Raw genomic sequence first — 16,446 nt, forward strand, 5'->3', positions numbered from 1 at the left:
GGTAAGGGGCGATCGCCAAGGCGGTCACCCCTTACCGGTCACAGGCGGGAGCGGGTCGCCCCCAGCAGGCGTACGACCGACTCGTCGGCCACGTCCGCGACCTCGGCGTAGGGGAACCAGCGCAGGTCGAGGGACTCCTCACTGATCGCCTCCACGGCCCCCTCCGGAGCCAGCGCCGCGTACTGGACGTCCAGGTGCCAGGCGCAGGGCGTGGGGTGGCGGTCCAGCCGCACGGGACCGCCGGAGAGCAGAGTCAGTCCGGCGATGCCCGACTCCTCCGTGGCCTCGCGCAGCGCGGCACGGGCCAGCGTCTCGTCGGCCGGCTCGCAGTGTCCGCCCATCTGCAGCCACATGCGCATCTTCTTGTGCAAGGTCAGCAGGACTCGCTCGCGGGACGGGTCGATCACCATGGCGCTCGCCGTGATGTGCCCGTCCCCGCACGCCTTCCACATGCCGTCCGGGTGCGTCGCGAGATGGTCCAGATAGGTCTGGCGCAGCTCGTCCTGGCTCTCGTACGCCTTGAGAACCAGGACGGCGTCGTCGTGGAGGCTCACTCGCTGCCGTCGCCCTTGCCGTCGGCCTCGTCCGACCCCTTCTCGTCCTTCTTCTTCAGGTCGGGCTTGCCCGCCGCCTCGCCGAGCATCTTGTCCAGCTCGGAGAAGTCGAGCTGCTCGCGGTGGACGAAACCGTCCGGGTCGTCCAGGTCGGTCGCCGTGGGCAGCATGTCCGGGTGGGCCCACAGGCCGTCCCGGCCGTCGACACCGCGCGCGTCCGTCAGGGACGCCCACAGGCGGGACGCGTCGCGCAGGCGGCGCGGACGCAGCTCCAGGCCGATCAGCGTGGCGAACGTCTGCTCCGCCGGACCGCCGGAGGCGCGACGGCGGCGCAGCGTCTCGCGCAGGGCGTCGGCCGACGACAGGCGCGGCTTGGCGGCGGCGTGCACCACCGCGTCCACCCAGCCCTCGACGAGCGCCAGAGCCGTCTCCAGACGGGCCAGGGCGGCCTTCTGCTCCGGAGTGTCCTCCGGCTGGAACATGCCCTGCTGGAGAGCCTCCTGCAGCTGCTCGGGGTTCTGCGGGTCGAACTGGCCGACCACGTCCTCGAGCTTGGCCGTGTCCACCTTGATGCCTCGGGCGTAGCCGTCGACGGCGCCGAACAGGTGCGAGCGCAGCCACGGCACGTGCGCGAAGAGGCGCTGGTGGGCGGCCTCGCGCAGGGCCAGGTACAGCCGCACCTCCTCCTGGGACACGCCGAGGTCCTTGCCGAACGCCTCGATGTTCGCCGGCAGCAGGGCGGCCTTGCCGGCCGGACCGAGCGGCAGGCCCACGTCGGTCGAGCCGACGACCTCGCCGGCGAGGACACCGACGGCCTGCCCGATCTGCGTGCCGAACATGGCGCCGCCCATGGAGCGCATCATGCCGATCAGCGGGCCGGCCATGGCCTGCATCTCCTCGGGCAGCACGTCGCCCATGGCGGTGCCGACGCGCTCGGCGACCGGGTCGACCAGCTCGCGCCAGGCGGGCAGTGTCGCCTCGACCCACTCCGCGCGGCTCCACGCCACCGCGGCGCCCGCGCCCGAGGGCAGGGCCGTCGCGTCGTCCAGCCACAGGTCGGCCAGGCGGACGGCCTCCTGGACGGCATTGCGCTCGGCGGGGCCGACGCTGGCGTCCTTGGTGCCGTCCGGTGTGCCCTGGGCGACCGTCTGGCGGGCGATCTGCTTGGCCATGTCCCAGTTCACCGGGCCGCCCTCGTAGGAGAGCATCTGGCCGAGCTGCTGGAACGCGGCGCCCAGGTCGTTGGGATTCATGGAACCGAACATGGCGGCGAACGGGTTGTCCGCGCCCGGGCCGCCGGGGCCGCCAAAGCCTCCGGCCCCGGGCATCCCGAAACCGAACGGGTTGGCCGGTCCCTGACCACCGCCGCTCTGCTGGTCCTTCTTCTTGCCCTCGTCGCCGTCGTCCGGCTCCTCCGGCGGAAGGCCGAATCCGAATGGGGTGTCACTCACGGGGTTCCTCGGCTGGTAAGGCCGCCGGTTCTTTCCGGCGGCACGGCTGCCCGACTTCACCACCCAGCGTAGACACCCGGGGCGGTTAGGGCCTCGGTGCTTCGCCGACTGACGGCCTGCGGCAGGATGGATGCCACCTGGTACGTACGCGTCGAGCGCGCCCGTACTGAAGACAACCGCTGGAGACGCCCGGTGAGTTCCCCAGATCCGCAGGTTCGCGCAGCGCGAAACCAGTCAACCAGTTCCGCACGCCCCGGCGCGCGCGGACCCGTCGTCGCGGTCACCGGTGCCGCATCCGGGATCGGGGCGCTGCTCACCGAGCGGCTGGCCGCGTCCGACGAGGTCAGACAGGTCGTGGCCATCGACGAACGGCGGGGGGAGTGCGCGGCGGCGCGGTGGCAGGTCCTGGACGTGCGGGACCCGGCCATCGCCGAGAAACTGCGCGGCGCGGACGTCGTCGTGCACCTGGCCCTCGACCTGGACCTGGAGACCGACGCGGCGGCCCGGACGGCTTACAACGTCCGGGGGACGCAGACCGTCCTGACCGCCGCCGCGGCGGCGGGCGTGCACCGGGTCGTGCTCTGCACCTCGGCCATGGTCTATGGCGCCCTCCCGGACAACGAGCTGCCGCTCTCCGAGGACGCCGAGCTGCGCGCCACGGCCGAGGCCACGGGCGTCGGTGACCTGCTGGAGATCGAGCGGCTCGCGCGGCGCGCGCCGCGGGCGCATCCCGGCCTCAATGTGACCGTCGTGCGGCCGGCCGTGCTGGTCGGAGGCGTGGACACCGCGCTGACCAGGTACTTCGAGTCGCCTCGGCTGCTGGTCGTGGCCGGGTCGCGGCCGGCCTGGCAGTTCTGCCACGTCGACGACCTGTGCAGCGCCCTGGAGTACGCCGTGCTGGAGAAGGCCGACGGCGAGCTGGCCGTCGGGTGCGACGGCTGGCTGGAGCAGGAGGAGGTCGAGGAGCTCAGCGGCATCCGCCGGATGGAGCTGCCCTCGGCGGTCGCGCTCGGCGCGGCGGCCCGGCTGCACCGGATCGGCCTGACGCCCTCCCCGGCCGGGGACCTGGCGTACACGATGTACCCCTGGGTGGTGAGCGGCAGCAGGCTGCACGACGCGGGCTGGCGGCCGAAGTACACCAACGAGGAGGTGCTGGCGGAGCTGCTGGAGGAGGTCTCCGGACGGCACACGGTCGCCGGGCGGCGCCTCGGACGCAAGGACGCGACGGCCGCGGGAGCCGCCGGAGCGACGGTGGCGCTGTTGGGTGCGGCCGCGGTGGTGCGGCGGGCGCGGAAAGCCCGGCGCCGGATCTGACCGCGGTGGCCGCCGGTCCGCCCCGCACCGCCCGGGGCGGCGGCGCTGTAGGAGGCTCCAAGGCGGTACGCGCGCGTGCCGGGCGATCACGCTATTCCGTGCCGTCGTGCCGTGGGGCACGATGGGCACATGGCAACCACGAACGACCACCCCGGAGAGCTGGCCGCCCCCGACCCCGTGAAGCTGATCGGCATCCGGGAGACGCCGCTCTCCGTGGACGAGGTCTTCCGGGCCGTGGGGGACGACGCGGCCGGAGGGACCGCGCTGTTCGTGGGGACCGTGCGCAACCACGACGGCGGCACCGACGTCGACCGGCTCGGGTACTCCTGCCATCCGAGCGCCGAGGCCGAGATGCGGCGCATCGCCGAGAAGGTCGTCGCGGAGTACCCCGTTCGGGCGCTCGCGGCGGTCCACCGTGTGGGGGATCTGGAGGTCGGCGACCTGGCCGTGGTCGTCGCCGTGTCCTGCCCGCACCGGGGCGAGGCCTTCGAGGCCTGCCGCAAGCTGATCGACGACCTCAAGCACGAGGTGCCGATCTGGAAGCACCAGACGTTCTCCGACGGTACCGAGGAGTGGGTGGGCGCCTGCTGACAGCGGCGCCGGTCCCCTGGTTCCGGTTGCGTAACCCACCCCCCGGCGTGAGCGTTGTCACCGCGGATGGTTAATCTGCTGATCAGTCAGTAGCGGACGCTCATGGGGTTGGGAGGTCGGCATGGCAGCACTTGCCTGGTTGCTGATTCCGCTTGTGGCTGCTGTCGGCGCGGGGCTGTGGGGCAGCTGGGCCAACCGGACCCGCAAGATCCGTGGCGACGGTCCCGAACTCGACGGTTACGCCCGCTTCCGCGAGGCGATGGAACGTCCCCGCACCGGAGCCTGACCGAACGCCCTGACGATGTTCTGACAGTCGCGTCCCGTACTGTCGTGCCATGCCACGCCGTACCGCAACGATGCTCGCCTCCACCCTGATGCTGATCGCGCTCCTGTGCGCGGGTGTGTTCATCCCCGTGCCGTACTCGGAGATGTCCCCGGGGCCGACGGTGAACACGCTGGGCGATCACGACGGCGAGCCGGTGCTGCAGATCTCCGGACACAAGACCTACGAGGCGAGTGGCCATCTGAACATGACCACCGTGCGGGTCACCAGTGCCGACTACAAGATGAACCTCGTGGAGGCGGTCTACGGCTGGCTGGCCCACGACAACCGCGTGGTGCCGCACGAGACCCTCTACCCGGACGGCAAGACAGAGGAAGAGGCCACCCAGGAGAACGCCGAGGAGTTCAGCCAGTCCCAGGAGAGCGCCAAGGTCGCCGCCCTGAAGGCCCTGGACATCCCGGTGAAGTCCTGGGTGGTCGTCTCCACGGTGGTCAAGGACTCCCCGGCCGAGGGGCGGCTGCACGCCGGCGACGTGATCAAGGCCGTGGACGGCACGCCCGTCCAGAAGCCCACCGACGTCGCGGACCTGGTGACCGAGCACAAGCCCGGACAGGACGTCGTCTTCACGATCGTGCCCGCCAAGGAGCAGGCCGACGCGGAGAAGGAGGGCCGGACGCCCACCAGGACGGAGAAGGTCACGGTCACCACCGCGCCCTCCGACGACGGCGGTGAGAAGCGCGCCATCGTGGGGATCTCCGCAGGGACCGACCACACGTTCCCGTTCACCATCGACATCAAGCTGGCCGACGTCGGCGGACCGAGCGCGGGCCTGATGTTCGCCCTCGGCATCTACGACAAGCTCACGCCGGGCGACCTCACCGGCGGCAAGTTCGTCGCGGGCACCGGGACCATCGACGACACCGGCGAGGTCGGCCCGATCGGCGGCATCGGGATGAAGACCATCGGCGCGCGCGACAAGGGCGCCCGGTACTTCCTGACGCCCAAGGACAACTGCGCGGCCGCCGCCGAGGACACCCCCGACGGGCTCACCCTGGTGAAGGTGGACACCATCGACGACGCCCTCGGCGCGCTGGAGGACATCCGCTCCGGGAAGACGGACGACCTGCCGACGTGCGCGAAGGGCTGACCGGGCGGACAGCCCGTGCGCCCGGACCTACTCCTCGAAGGTCGCCGACAGCGCCTGAGCCAGGCCCGGCACCAGGTCGGAGCCGGTGAGGACCTCCGTGGCGGAGTCCTTCTCCCGCAGCCGCAGCGCGGAGTCGCGGGCACCGTCGCGCAGCACCGCGACCGTCATGCGGACCTCCTGGCGGTCCGGGTGCTCCGCCACCCACTGCGCCAGCTTGGCCTCGTTCAGGCCCTGCGGGACCTGGGCCTCGGCGGACGGCGGCAGCATCAGGCGCTCCACGACGAGGGCGCAGCCGACCACCGCGTCCGGCCAGGCGATGGTGCCCAGGAACTCGTCGAGCGCCTGGTCCGTTGGAATCTCGTCCTGCTCGATCGGGGTCAGGCCGGAGCTCTCCGGCTCGTCCTGGAGACCGAGCCGGTCCGCGAGCGAGGGCTGATCGGTCCTCAGCCGCGCGGTGTCGACAAGTGCAAAGAGGCGTGCGGGCTGGTCCCAGCCGAGTCCGGAGACGTACTCGTCGATCTCGAGTACGGCCCGGGTGAGGGGGCTCGCTGCCATGGGGGTGTTGGACATGGTCACAATCCTGCCTCGTTACTGGCCCGAATCGGGAACCGAGTAAACGATGAGTAAGTTGCATAAGTGTGGGCCCACCATCACGGGGGCGCACGGGGGGCCCACGAACCCGAGGGCCTGACGGATCAACAGCGAACTTCGAGGTGCGCACCTTGGCTTTCCAGATGCCGGACCGCGGCGGAGGCCCCCCGACGGGGCCGCGGATCAGAGTGGGCCGCCCGTCCCGGCGTGTCCGAACCCTGCTGATGACACTTGGTGTCCTCGCCGTGCTAGCCATGGCGTTCACCATGTTCGCGGGATTCTGGACGGACTGGCTCTGGTACCGGTCGGTCCACTACTCGTCGGTCTTCACGACGACCCTGTGGACCAAGATCGGTCTCTTCTTCGTCTTCGGCCTGCTCATGGCGCTCGCCGTCGGGTTCAACATCTGGCTGGCCCACCGGCTGCGTCCGCCGCTGAGCGCCATGTCGATGGAGCAGCAGAACCTCGACCGGTACCGGATGGGCATCGCCCCGTACAAGAAGTGGCTGCTGCTCGGCATCACCGCCCTGATCGGCCTCATCGCCGGCGCCTCCGCGTCCGGTCAGTGGCGGACCTGGCTGATGTGGGTCAACGGCGTCTCCTTCGGGCAGAAGGACCCCCAGTTCGAGCTGGACGTCTCCTTCTACGCCTTCGACCTGCCCTGGTACCGGTTCCTGCTCGGCTTCGGCTTCGCGGCCGTGATCATCTCGGTGATCGCCGCCGCGCTCACCCACTACCTGTACGGCGGGCTGCGGGTCACCAGCCCGGGCGCCCGTGCCACGGCCGCCGCCACCGGGCACCTGTCGGTGCTCATCGGCGTCTTCGTCGCCCTCAAGGCGGTCGCCTACTGGCTGGACCGATACGGGCTGGCGGTGAAGTCCAGCGACTTCAAGGCGACCGACAGCTGGACGGGCCTCAGGTACGTCGACGCCAACGCCTACCTGCCGGCCAAGACGATCCTGTTCTGCATCGCCGTCATCTGCGCGCTGCTGTTCTTCGCGACCCTGTGGCGCCGCACCTGGCAGCTGCCGGTGATCGGCTTCGGTCTGATGGTGCTCTCCGCGATCCTCATCGGCGGTCTGTACCCGGCGCTGGTCCAGAAGTTCCAGGTCCAGCCGAACGAGCAGGCCAAGGAGGCGCCGTACGTCGAGAAGAACCTGAAGGCGACCCGCGAGGCCTACGGCATCGAGGGCACCCAGGTCACCGAGTACCCGGGCGTCAGCAAGACCAAGGACCCGACCAAGCTCCGTGACGACGTGAACGACGCCGCGTCCATCCGGATCATGGACCCGAACGTCATCTCGCCGACGTTCCAGCAGCTCCAGCAGATGCGTAACTACTACGCGTTCCCGACCAACCTGGACGTCGACCGCTACGCCAAGGACGGCAAGCAACAGGACACGGTCATCGGTCTGCGCGAGCTGAACCTGGCCGGCATCCCGAAGAAGAACTGGATCAACAACCACTTCCGCTACACCCACGGCTACGGCGTGGTCGCGGCCAAGGGCACCGAGGTGGACTCCGAGGGGCGCCCGGTCTTCACCGAGTCCAACCTGCCGTCCGAGGGTGACCTCGGCACGTACGAGCAGCGGATCTACTACGGCGAGAAGACCAACACGTACTCGATCGTCGGCGGTCCCCAGAAGGAGATCGACTACTCCGACGACTCCGGCGAGAAGACCTTCAGCTACAAGGGCGACGGCGGGGTGGACCTGTCCAACCCGGTCAACCGGGCGGCATACGCCGCGGCCTTCAGCGAGCCGCAGATCCTCTACTCCGGTGCCATCGGCGAGGGTTCGCGGATCCTGTACAACCGCACGCCCAAGGAGCGCGTCGAGGCGGTCGCCCCGTGGCTGACCATCGACGGCGACGCCTACCCGGCGGTGGTGGACGGCCGTATCCAGTGGATCGTCGACGCCTACACGACGACGAACGGTTATCCGTACGCCTCCCGCACGACGCTCGGCGACACCACCGCCGACTCGCTGACCGCGGCCAACGACCAGCGGGCGGTGGTGGCCCAGGAGAACCAGGTCAACTACATCCGTAACTCGGTGAAGGCGACCGTCGACGCGTACAGCGGTGACGTCAAGCTCTACCAGTGGGACCAGAAGGACCCGGTCCTGAAGACCTGGATGAAGGCCTTCCCGGACACGGTCCAGGACAAGAGCGAGATCAGCGACGAGCTGATGGCGCACCTGCGCTACCCGCAGGACCTGTTCAAGGTCCAGCGCGAGCTGCTCACGCGCTACCACGTGAAGGACGCCAACACGTTCCTCAGCGGCAGCGAGGTGTGGCAGGTGCCCGACGACCCGACCAACAAGTCGGGTGACGCGGTGCCGCCGTACTACCTGAGCATGAAGATGCCCGACCAGGAGCAGCAGGCGTTCTCGCTGACGACGACGTTCACGCCCAACGGGCGTGACAACATCAGCGCGTTCATGGCGGTCGACGCCGAGGCGGGGACGGACGGCTACGGCAAGATCAGAATCCTGAAGCTGCCGACGAGCACGACCGTCAACGGACCGAAACAGGTCCAGAGCCAGCTGAACTCGGAGCAGGACATCGCCGAGACCATCAGGCTGCTGAGAGGCGGCGACTCCGAGGTCGAGTACGGCAACCTGCTGACGGTGCCGCTCGACGGCGGACTGCTGTACGTGGAGCCGGTCTACGTGCGCGGTGGCGACCTCAAGTACCCGCTGCTGCGCAAGGTGCTGGTGAGCTACGGCGGCAGCACCGCCTTCGAGAACACCCTCGACGAGGCCCTCAACAAGGTCTTCGGAGAGGAGGCGGCCGAGACCGATCCGCCGGCGGACGAGGGCGAAGGCACGACCGAACCGCCACCGACGTCCACCAACCCGACGGTCCGGGAAGCGCTGAGCGACGCGCAGAAGGCCTTCGACGCCGGCCAGAAGGCGCTGGAGCAGAAGGACCTGGCCGCGTACGCCGAGGCGCAGAAGGATCTGGAGGACGCGCTGGAGCGGGCCGAGAAGGCCCAGGCCCAGGCCGACGAGGGCACCGGCGGCAAGAACGGTGACGACAAGAACGGTAACGACAAGAGCGGGGACAACGACCAAGGAGGCGAGGCCACTCCGAGTTCGACGCCCACCGGGGACACCGGCGGCTCAGGCTCGGACACCGGCTGACCGAGCCGCTCCCGCCGGCCGTCACAGCTGGTCAGGGACCACCCCGCGCCGTGATACGGTTGTGAACACAACGGCGCGGGGTGGAGCAGCTCGGTAGCTCGCTGGGCTCATAACCCAGAGGTCGCAGGTTCAAATCCTGTCCCCGCTACTGAAGTTCGTGAGCTTTGTGCGAACGACCACGAAGGCCCGGATTCCTCAAGGGATCCGGGCCTTTGTGATGCGCGAACGCATGTGCCGGTGAAGCCGACGGCCGCGCCGCCAGGGGAAGTTGGGGAGATCTGTGTTTGACTTGTCTCCCTGTGGGCATGTCGACAAAACGCTGAAGTGACCTCACTGGCTGCGGTATACCGGATGTACCCAGGTTGCAGGTGGTGCGACGATGGACGTTATGGGGGACATGGCAAATCTGTTCGGGACAGGGCGTTTTGCGCAGCCGTCCGATCAGGAGGAGGCCACGGACGAGGCTCACGAAGCCGCCGACGAGGCCGCCGAGGAAGTGCGCCGACGGCTGGCCGCCGAAGCCGGTGACGTCGAGGCGATGAGCGTCCTCGGCGCGATGCTGCTGCGCCGCGGCGACTTCGACGGAGCCGAGTCCCACCTGCGTGCCGCCACCGCCGCCGGTGACCGGGCCGCCGCCAACAACCTGGGTGTCCTGCTGCACCAGCGCGGCTACGCCGACGAGGCCGCGGGATGGTGGCGGATCGCCGCCGTCGCCGGTTCCGCCGCGGCCGCCCACGCGCTGGGGCGCCACTTCCGTGAACGCGGGGACGAGCCCGCCGCCGAGTACTGGCTGCGCCAGTCCGCCGAGCAGGGCCACGTCCTGGGCGCCTACGCACTCGCCGACCTGCTGGAACACCGTGGTGACGAGGCCGGCGCCGAGCGGTGGATGCGAGCCGCGGCCGAACGCGGGCACCGGGAGGCGGCGTACCGGCTCGCCCGGACGCTGGACCGGGGCGCCGGGCGGGGGCGCGACGAGGGCGACTCCGGCGCGGCCGACGAGGCCGAGCAGTGGTACCGCCAGGCCGCCGCACGCGGTCACCGGCGGGCCGCACTGCACCTCGGGACGATCCTGGAGAAGCGGGGCGAGCTCAAAGAGGCCGGCCGCTGGTACCTGACGTCCGCCAAGGACGGCGAGGCCCGCGCCGCGTGCGCCCTCGGCTTCCTGCTGCGGGACGCCGGTGACACCGAGAGCGCCGCCGTGTGGTGGCTGCGAGCCGCGCAGGACGGAGACGGCAACGCCGCAAACGCCCTGGGCGCGCTGCACGCGGAGCGCGGCGAGACCCAGACCGCCGAGCGCTGGTACCGCGCCGCGATGGACGCCGGTGACGACAACGGGTCGTACAACCTGGGGCTCCTCTGTGCCGACCAGGGCCGCACCGCGCAGGCCGAGCAGTGGTACCGGCGGGCCGCGTACGCCGGGCACCGGGAGGCGTCCAACGCGCTCGCGATCCTGCTGCTGCGCGCCGGGGACGAGACGGGCGCCGAGCCCTGGTTCTCCAAGGCCGCCGAGGCGGGCAGCGTCGACGCCGCCTTCAACCTCGGCATCCTGCACGCCGGACGGGGCGAGGAGCGGGCGGCGCTGCGCTGGTACGAGCGGGCCGCCTCCGCCGGGCACACGGAAGCGGCACTGCAGGTGGGGATGGCGCGCCTGCGTGACGGTGACGAGCGCGAGGCCGAACGGTTCCTGCGGTGTGCGGCCGGCGGCGGCAGCGCCGAGGCCGCCTACCGGCTGGCGACGGTGCTCGACGCACGCCGGCCGCCGGCGCCCGAGCACGAGCTCGGTGAGCCGGCGCAGGAGAAGTCCGAGTGTGAGGAGTGGTACGAGCGGGCGGCCTCCCAGGGACACCGGCGGGCCCAGGTGCGGGTCGGGATGATGGCCGCGGCGCGGGGTGACGTGGTGGAGGCGGCGCGGTGGTACCGGGAGGCGGCCGAGGCCGGGTCGCGCAACGGCGCGTTCAACCTGGGGCTGCTGCTGGCCCGTGAGGGCAGTGAGCCGGAGGCCGTCGTGTGGTGGCGGCGGGCCGCCGACGCCGGGCACGGGCGTGCGGCGCTGCGGCTGGCGCTGGTGTGCGCGCGGCGGGGGGAGCTGGCGGAGGGGCAGCGGTGGGCCGACCGGGCGGTGTCGCTGGGGCCGCGGGAAGTGGGGGAGCGGGCGGCTCGGCTGCGGGATGCGTTGCGGCAGGAGTTGTCGGCGTGACGCTGCGCTGGGCTGGGGCGGGTTTGTAGGTGCTGGTGCTGGTGCTGGTGCTGGTGCTGGTGCGGGGTGGGTTTTCGCAGCTCGGTGGTGCGGGGTTCCTCCCCCGCCCTCGGCTTCTCCCCCACGCTCGGCTTCGTTCGCGCGGGAGGGGTCCCCATGAGTGGGAGGTGCCCCCACTGCCCACCCTCCCCCCACTCTCGGCTTCACTCGAGCGGGGGCCCCATCGCCCTGGGGGTACCTCCCAGGCCGTTCAGGCGCTGGGGGAGGCGCGACTGCCCGCAGCTGGGGGAGAGGAAGGAGCGATTTGCTTCTGGTCGTGGGGTTGACGTAGTGTTTTGTTCATCGCCGCGGGGTGGAGCAGCTCGGTAGCTCGCTGGGCTCATAACCCAGAGGTCGCAGGTTCAAATCCTGTCCCCGCTACTGATGGCCGAGGGCCGGAATCCGAAAGGGTTCCGGCCCTCGGCGTGTTGATACCCAAGCGAGAAGCCCCGGCGCCCATCGGGGCCGGGGCTTGTCGCGCGAGGGTTTACGCCGCCGCGCAGTTCGGGCAGGTGCCGCGGTACGTCACCTCGACGTCCGAGACGGTGAAGCCGAAGCGCTCCGAGTCCGGGAGGTCGGAGAGCGGGTTGCCGGTCGGGTGCACGTCGCGGATCGCGCCGCACTGGGCGCAGACCAGGTGGTGGTGCGGCCGGTGCGCGTTCGGGTCGTAGCGCTTGGCACGCTTGTCCGTCGCGACTTCCAGCACCTCACCGAGCGTGACGAGCTCGCCCAGAGTGTTGTAGACGGTCGCCCGGGAGATCTCCGGGAGCTTGTCCACGGCGCGGGCGTGCACCTCGTCGGCCGTCAGGTGGACGTGTTCGCCGTCGAGGACCTCGGCCACGACGCGCCGCTGCGCGGTCATGCGCCAGCCGCGTCCACGCAGCCGTTCCAGTAGGTCACTCATGCGCACCAGCCTAGCAGCAAAGGGGACCGTGTCCCGAACGTGTGTGACTTTGGAGTCTTACTTGACTTAGACAATGTCCATTGTAGGATCGGTGACGGCATTAGCCAAGGGACAGGTTTTGCAGGATTGGCGCAGGAGGCGTACGTGACTCAGGGACCGCTCACTACGGAGGCCGGTGCTCCGGTAGCCGACAACCAGAACAGCGAGACCGCGGGCGTCGGCGGCCCCGTGCTCGTCCAGGACCAGCTCCTCCTCGAGAAGCTGGCCCACTTCAACCGTGAGCGCATCCCGGAGCGCGTCGTGCACGCCCGCGGTGCCGGCGCCTACGGCACCTTCACGGTCACCGCCGATGTCACCAAGTACACCAGGGCGAAGTTCCTGTCCGAGGTCGGCAAGGAGACGGAGACCTTCCTCCGCTTCTCGACCGTGGCCGGCAACCTGGGTGCGGCGGACGCCGTCCGCGACCCGCGCGGCTTCGCGCTGAAGTTCTACACCGAAGAGGGCAACTACGACCTCGTCGGCAACAACACCCCGGTCTTCTTCATCCGGGACGCCATCAAGTTCCCGGACTTCATCCACACCCAGAAGCGCGACCCCTACACGGGTTCGACGGAGATGGACAACGTCTGGGACTTCTGGGGCCTGTCGCCCGAGTCGACGCACCAGGTGACCTGGCTGTTCGGTGACCGCGGCATCCCGGCGTCGTACCGCCACATGGACGGCTTCGGCTCGCACACCTTCCAGTGGAACAACGAGGCCGGCGAGGCCTTCTGGGTCAAGTACCACTTCAAGACCGACCAGGGCATCAAGTGCCTCACCCAGGCCGAGGCCGACAAGCTCGCCGGTGAGGACCCCGACTCCCACCAGCGCGACCTGCGCGAGGCGATCGAGCGGGGCGAGTTCCCGTCCTGGACCGTCGGCGTGCAGATCATGCCCGTCGCCGAGGCCGCGACGTACCGCTTCAACCCGTTCGACCTGACCAAGGTGTGGCCGCACGCGGACTACCCGATCGTCTGGTTCGGCAAGCTGGAGCTCAACCGCAACCCGGAGAACATCTTCGCCGAGGTCGAGCAGTCGATCTTCTCCCCGGCGCACTTCGTGCCCGGTATCGGCCCGTCCCCGGACAAGATGCTCCAGGGCCGCCTGTTCGGCTACGGCGACGCCCACCGCTACCGCGTCGGCATCAACGCCGACCACCTGCCGGTGAACCGCCCGCACGCCACCGAGGCGCGCACCAACTCCCGTGACGGCTACCTGTACGACGGTCGGCACAAGGGTGCGAAGAACTACGAGCCGAACAGCTTCGGCGGCCCGTTCCAGACGGACAAGCCCCTGTGGCAGCCGGTCGCCGTCTCCGGTGTCACCGGCGAGACCGCGACTCCGTCGCACGCCGAGGACAACGACTTCGTCCAGGCGGGCAACCTCTACCGGCTGATGACGGACGAGGAGAAGGAGCGGCTGATCGACAACCTGGCCGGCGCCCTCTCCGGCGTCTCGCGCGACGACATCATCGAGCGCGCGGTCAACAACTTCCGTCAGGCCGACGGTGACTTCGGCAAGCGGCTGGAGGCCGCGGTCCAGGCCCTGCGCGGCTGACACAACCAGCACTGGACCGCTTGTCGTGGCGGCGGGCCGGAATCCCCGGGGACGGGGGTTCCGGCCCGCTTCGCGTTCCGGGGGCCGTGTGCGGAGGCTCAGGCCGGTACTCGCTGCGTCCTCTCCCGGGCCGGGGCCCAGCAGCGGATGATGTCGCGGACCGAGACGATGCCGGCGGGCTCGCCGCGCTCCAGGACGATCAGGTGGCGGAAGCCGCCGTGTGCCATCGCCCGGGCGGCCTCCTCCACGGTCCAGGACGGCGCCGCGAACACGACGTCGTTGGTGGTGTGGGCGTGGGCGCGCTCGGTGTCGGGGTCCTGGCCGAGGCCGACGGAGATCAGGACGTCGCGTTCGGTGAGGATGCCGATGCCGCCGGCGTCGGGGTCGTGGACGACCGCCGCGCCGACGTGGCGCGCGGCCATCAGGGCGGCGGCCTGGCGGAGGGTGTGGGCTGGACCGATGGTGAGGACGACCGTGCTCATGGCTTCGCGGACGAGCATGGGTGGAGCCACCTCCTGCCGGTGATCCATGAGTTAGTTCATGGATTCACAAGTTCACAAGTGTGGGGACTCTCAGAGTGGCAGGTAAAGGGCGGGTCAACAAGAGGGCGGTCGGGGGGCGTTGAGCGGCCTCAGTACCGTTGGTTGAGGTAGCCGAGCAGCTCGTCGTGGAGCCGGCCGTTCGACGCTGCCGCGTTGCCGCTGTGCGGGCCGGGGCGGCCGTCGAGGCCGGTGAAGGTACCGCCGGCCTCCGTGACGATGATCGCGTTCGCCGCCATGTCCCAGAGGGAGAGCTCGGGTTCGGCGCAGATGTCGACCGATCCCTCGGCGACCATCATGTACGGCCAGAAGTCGCCGTAAGCGCGCGTGCGCCACACCTCGCGGGTCAGGTCGAGGAAGCCGTCGAGGCGACCCTGCTCCTCCCAGCCGCTGAGCGAGGAGTACGCGAAGGAGGCGTCGGAGAGGGTCGAGACCTGGGAGACCTGGAGCCGGGAGGCCGAGGTCAGGCTGCGGCCGGTGAACGCGCCGTGGTCCTTCACCGCCCACCAGCGGCGGCCGAGGGCGGGGGCGGAGACGAGGCCGACGACGGGCTGGTAGCCGCCCTCGCCCGCTTCCATGAGGGAGATGAGGGTGGCCCAGACGGGGACGCCGCGGACGTAGTTCTTGGTGCCGTCGATCGGGTCGATGATCCAGCGGCGGGGGCCGGTGCCCTCGGTGCCGTACTCCTCGCCGAGGACGGCGTCGCGTGGGCGGGCTCGGGCGAGATGACCGCGGATCAGTTCCTCGGCGGCCTTGTCCGCTTCACTCACCGGGGTCATGTCCGGCTTGGTCTCGACCTTGAGGTCGAGGGCCTTGAAGCGGTCCATCGTCGCGGCGTCGGCGGCGTCCGCGAGGACGTGGGCGAGGCGGAGGTCGTCGAGGTAGTCGGGCATGCGGGTCACGGTATCGGGCGGGGGTGGGGCGGGGCCACCAGGGGTTTGGCGGGCGTGGCGAGGTTGTCAGGGGTTCGGTCCCCGGTGGGGCCGACCGCGGAGGCGCGCGGCGTTCGTGGGGCGGTGGCGGGCATGCGAAGGGGCTTGACAGTGGGCGCATACCCGTCAAATCTGGGCGCAAGCCGGTCGGCCCGAGGAGGCGATGGTGCCCGCAGCCCGGGAGTCCCTGCTCGATGCCGCTTACCTGGCCCTGGAACGTCGGCCCTGGTCCGCCGTGCGGATGGTGGACGTGGCGGCGGCGGCCGGGGTGTCCCGGCAGACGCTCTACAACGAGTTCGGGAGCAAGGAGGGCCTCGCCCGGGCGCTCGTCCGCAGGGAGGCGGACGGGTATCTGGCCGGCGTGGAGCGCGCGCTCGCCGGTGGCGGCTCCGGTGCCCGCCGCGACCGGCTCACCGCGACCGCCGAGTGGACCGTCTCCGTTGCCCGGGACAACGCCCTGGTCCGGGCGATGCTCACCGGATGCTGGAGCGAGCGCCTGCCCGCCCCGCCCCTGACGGCGGTGCCGTCGTCCTCCGCCGTGCCGGCCCAGCGCCGGGCCGACGGTCCGCTGCCCTCGCCCCGCGACTTCGTCGCCCTGGTCCGCGACCGTGCCGTCGCCGCCCTGAACGGCGACCCGTCACCGGAGACCGGGGACCTGGCCCGCTCCTGCGAACTGGCCGTACGTCTCGCCCTGTCCTGCGTCGCGGCCCCGCCCGGCGAGGGTGGCGTGGCGGAACTCGTACGCACCGTCCTGCCGCACCGGTCGGCGTCCTGACGCCGGCGCCGGGTGGTCAGTGAGCCGAGCCCGACAACTGCAGCCCGATCACGCCGATGATGACCAGGCTGATCGACACGATCTTCAGCGTGGAGACCAGGTCGCCGAGGAAGACCATGCCGTAGATGGCGGTGCCCGCGGCGCCGATGCCGGTCCACACCGCGTACGCCGGACCGACGTCGAGCTTCTTCAGCGACATGGTCAGCAGGCCGAAGCTGCCCAGCGCGAACACGCAGAAGGCGATGGTGGGCCAGAGGCGGGTGAAGCCGTGCGACAGCTTCAGGCAGACGGCGAATCCGGTTTCGAGCACCCCGGCCACTATGACCAGCAGCCACGCCATGTCATGTCCTCCCGTAGTCCCCGTCGTACCGTGACCGCTGCGTCAGG

15 protein-coding genes and 2 tRNA genes are annotated in these 16,446 nt (G+C 70.5%); 10 read left to right on the forward strand and 7 right to left on the reverse strand.

All coding sequences use genetic code 11. From position 1 onward, the window contains the following. Window positions 1-38 precede the first annotated feature (38 nt). Together M6G08_RS14105 and M6G08_RS14110 are read right to left on the reverse strand one after the other, a co-directional pair. Window positions 39-554, reverse strand: a complete 516-nt coding sequence (locus tag M6G08_RS14105; protein ID WP_272587511.1) for an NUDIX hydrolase — start codon at window positions 552-554, stop codon at window positions 39-41. After that, window positions 551-2,005 carry a zinc-dependent metalloprotease gene (locus tag M6G08_RS14110; RefSeq protein ID WP_272587512.1) on the reverse strand — a complete coding sequence of 485 codons (1,455 nt, stop codon included), beginning with the start codon at window positions 2,003-2,005 and terminating at the stop codon, window positions 551-553. Before M6G08_RS14110 ends, M6G08_RS14105 begins: the two co-directional genes overlap by 4 nt. 192 nt (window positions 2,006-2,197) lie before the next feature. On the opposite strand from M6G08_RS14110, the gene M6G08_RS14115 reads away from it, so the two are divergent. The 4 genes from M6G08_RS14115 to M6G08_RS14130 all read left to right on the forward strand — a co-directional run bounded on the left by M6G08_RS14115 (window position 2,198) and on the right by M6G08_RS14130 (window position 5,340). After that, complete coding sequence (locus M6G08_RS14115; RefSeq protein ID WP_272587513.1) at window positions 2,198-3,319, forward strand: SDR family oxidoreductase; 1,122 nt, start codon at window positions 2,198-2,200, stop codon at window positions 3,317-3,319. A 129-nt stretch (window positions 3,320-3,448) separates the two neighbouring features. Then, window positions 3,449-3,910: a molybdenum cofactor biosynthesis protein MoaE gene (locus M6G08_RS14120; protein ID WP_043380156.1), complete on the forward strand. Its 462-nt coding sequence runs from the start codon at window positions 3,449-3,451 to the stop codon at window positions 3,908-3,910. A gap of 121 nt (window positions 3,911-4,031) precedes the next feature. Then, window positions 4,032-4,196 carry a hypothetical protein gene (locus M6G08_RS14125; protein WP_198941314.1) on the forward strand — a complete coding sequence of 55 codons (165 nt, stop codon included), beginning with the start codon at window positions 4,032-4,034 and terminating at the stop codon, window positions 4,194-4,196. Between the two features lie 49 nt (window positions 4,197-4,245). Continuing rightward, window positions 4,246-5,340 carry a YlbL family protein gene (locus M6G08_RS14130; RefSeq protein WP_272587515.1) on the forward strand — a complete coding sequence of 365 codons (1,095 nt, stop codon included), beginning with the start codon at window positions 4,246-4,248 and terminating at the stop codon, window positions 5,338-5,340. A gap of 27 nt (window positions 5,341-5,367) precedes the next feature. Here the strand turns inward: M6G08_RS14130 and M6G08_RS14135 are convergent, their stop codons facing one another. Further along, window positions 5,368-5,910: a PPA1309 family protein gene (locus M6G08_RS14135; protein ID WP_272587516.1), complete on the reverse strand. Its 543-nt coding sequence runs from the start codon at window positions 5,908-5,910 to the stop codon at window positions 5,368-5,370. 164 nt (window positions 5,911-6,074) lie between these two features. Here M6G08_RS14135 and M6G08_RS14140 point away from each other — a divergent pair, with 164 nt between their 5' ends. The 4 genes from M6G08_RS14140 to M6G08_RS14155 all read left to right on the forward strand — a co-directional run bounded on the left by M6G08_RS14140 (window position 6,075) and on the right by M6G08_RS14155 (window position 11,694). After that, the gene (locus M6G08_RS14140; RefSeq protein ID WP_272591341.1) at window positions 6,075-9,077 is read left to right on the forward strand and encodes a UPF0182 family membrane protein; all 3,003 of its coding nucleotides are present in this window, start codon (window positions 6,075-6,077) and stop codon (window positions 9,075-9,077) included. Between the two features lie 74 nt (window positions 9,078-9,151). Then, window positions 9,152-9,225: transfer RNA gene (locus M6G08_RS14145), tRNA-Met, on the forward strand. A 240-nt stretch (window positions 9,226-9,465) separates the two neighbouring features. Beyond that, window positions 9,466-11,274, forward strand: a complete 1,809-nt coding sequence (locus tag M6G08_RS14150) for a tetratricopeptide repeat protein (RefSeq protein WP_272587517.1) — start codon at window positions 9,466-9,468, stop codon at window positions 11,272-11,274. A gap of 346 nt (window positions 11,275-11,620) precedes the next feature. After that, window positions 11,621-11,694, forward strand: a tRNA-Met gene (locus M6G08_RS14155). A gap of 106 nt (window positions 11,695-11,800) precedes the next feature. Here M6G08_RS14155 and M6G08_RS14160 read toward each other — a convergent pair. Then, window positions 11,801-12,217, reverse strand: coding sequence for a Fur family transcriptional regulator (locus tag M6G08_RS14160; RefSeq protein ID WP_073724359.1), 417 nt, complete (start codon window positions 12,215-12,217; stop codon window positions 11,801-11,803). A gap of 144 nt (window positions 12,218-12,361) precedes the next feature. Here M6G08_RS14160 and M6G08_RS14165 point away from each other — a divergent pair, with 144 nt between their 5' ends. Continuing rightward, window positions 12,362-13,813 carry a catalase gene (locus M6G08_RS14165; protein ID WP_272587518.1) on the forward strand — a complete coding sequence of 484 codons (1,452 nt, stop codon included), beginning with the start codon at window positions 12,362-12,364 and terminating at the stop codon, window positions 13,811-13,813. Window positions 13,814-13,911: 98 nt separating this feature from the next. Here M6G08_RS14165 and M6G08_RS14170 read toward each other — a convergent pair whose 3' ends face one another. Together M6G08_RS14170 and hisN are read right to left on the reverse strand one after the other, a co-directional pair. Continuing rightward, window positions 13,912-14,313, reverse strand: a complete 402-nt coding sequence (locus M6G08_RS14170) for a CBS domain-containing protein (RefSeq protein ID WP_272587520.1) — start codon at window positions 14,311-14,313, stop codon at window positions 13,912-13,914. Window positions 14,314-14,444: 131 nt separating this feature from the next. Next, entirely contained in the window at window positions 14,445-15,245 is an 801-nt protein-coding gene (hisN, locus tag M6G08_RS14175; RefSeq protein WP_272587521.1) for a histidinol-phosphatase, read from the reverse strand. Between the two features lie 202 nt (window positions 15,246-15,447). On the opposite strand from hisN, the gene M6G08_RS14180 reads away from it, so the two are divergent. Continuing rightward, entirely contained in the window at window positions 15,448-16,059 is a 612-nt protein-coding gene (locus M6G08_RS14180) for a TetR/AcrR family transcriptional regulator (protein ID WP_272587522.1), read from the forward strand. Window positions 16,060-16,075: 16 nt separating this feature from the next. Here M6G08_RS14180 and M6G08_RS14185 read toward each other — a convergent pair whose 3' ends face one another. Beyond that, window positions 16,076-16,399 (reverse strand): DMT family transporter, encoded by a 324-nt coding sequence (locus tag M6G08_RS14185; protein WP_019326978.1) that lies wholly within the window; start codon window positions 16,397-16,399, stop codon window positions 16,076-16,078. Between the last annotated feature and the right edge of the window lie 47 nt (window positions 16,400-16,446).

This window comes from Streptomyces sp. M92, from assembly GCF_028473745.1.
GTDB lineage: Bacteria > Actinomycetota > Actinomycetes > Streptomycetales > Streptomycetaceae > Streptomyces.

Coding starts and splice junctions, on each gene's coding strand:
- M6G08_RS14135 (WP_272587516.1), bottom strand. CDS start 5,910: ATGTCCAACACCCCCATGGCAGCGAGCCCCCTCACCCGGGCCGTACTC.
- M6G08_RS14180 (WP_272587522.1), top strand. CDS start 15,448: ATGGTGCCCGCAGCCCGGGAGTCCCTGCTCGATGCCGCTTACCTGGCC.
- M6G08_RS14120 (WP_043380156.1), top strand. CDS start 3,449: ATGGCAACCACGAACGACCACCCCGGAGAGCTGGCCGCCCCCGACCCC.
- M6G08_RS14185 (WP_019326978.1), bottom strand. CDS start 16,399: ATGGCGTGGCTGCTGGTCATAGTGGCCGGGGTGCTCGAAACCGGATTC.
- M6G08_RS14130 (WP_272587515.1), top strand. CDS start 4,246: ATGCCACGCCGTACCGCAACGATGCTCGCCTCCACCCTGATGCTGATC.
- hisN (WP_272587521.1), bottom strand. CDS start 15,245: ATGCCCGACTACCTCGACGACCTCCGCCTCGCCCACGTCCTCGCGGAC.
- M6G08_RS14150 (WP_272587517.1), top strand. CDS start 9,466: ATGGGGGACATGGCAAATCTGTTCGGGACAGGGCGTTTTGCGCAGCCG.
- M6G08_RS14125 (WP_198941314.1), top strand. CDS start 4,032: ATGGCAGCACTTGCCTGGTTGCTGATTCCGCTTGTGGCTGCTGTCGGC.
- M6G08_RS14140 (WP_272591341.1), top strand. CDS start 6,075: ATGCCGGACCGCGGCGGAGGCCCCCCGACGGGGCCGCGGATCAGAGTG.
- M6G08_RS14160 (WP_073724359.1), bottom strand. CDS start 12,217: ATGAGTGACCTACTGGAACGGCTGCGTGGACGCGGCTGGCGCATGACC.
- M6G08_RS14170 (WP_272587520.1), bottom strand. CDS start 14,313: ATGCTCGTCCGCGAAGCCATGAGCACGGTCGTCCTCACCATCGGTCCA.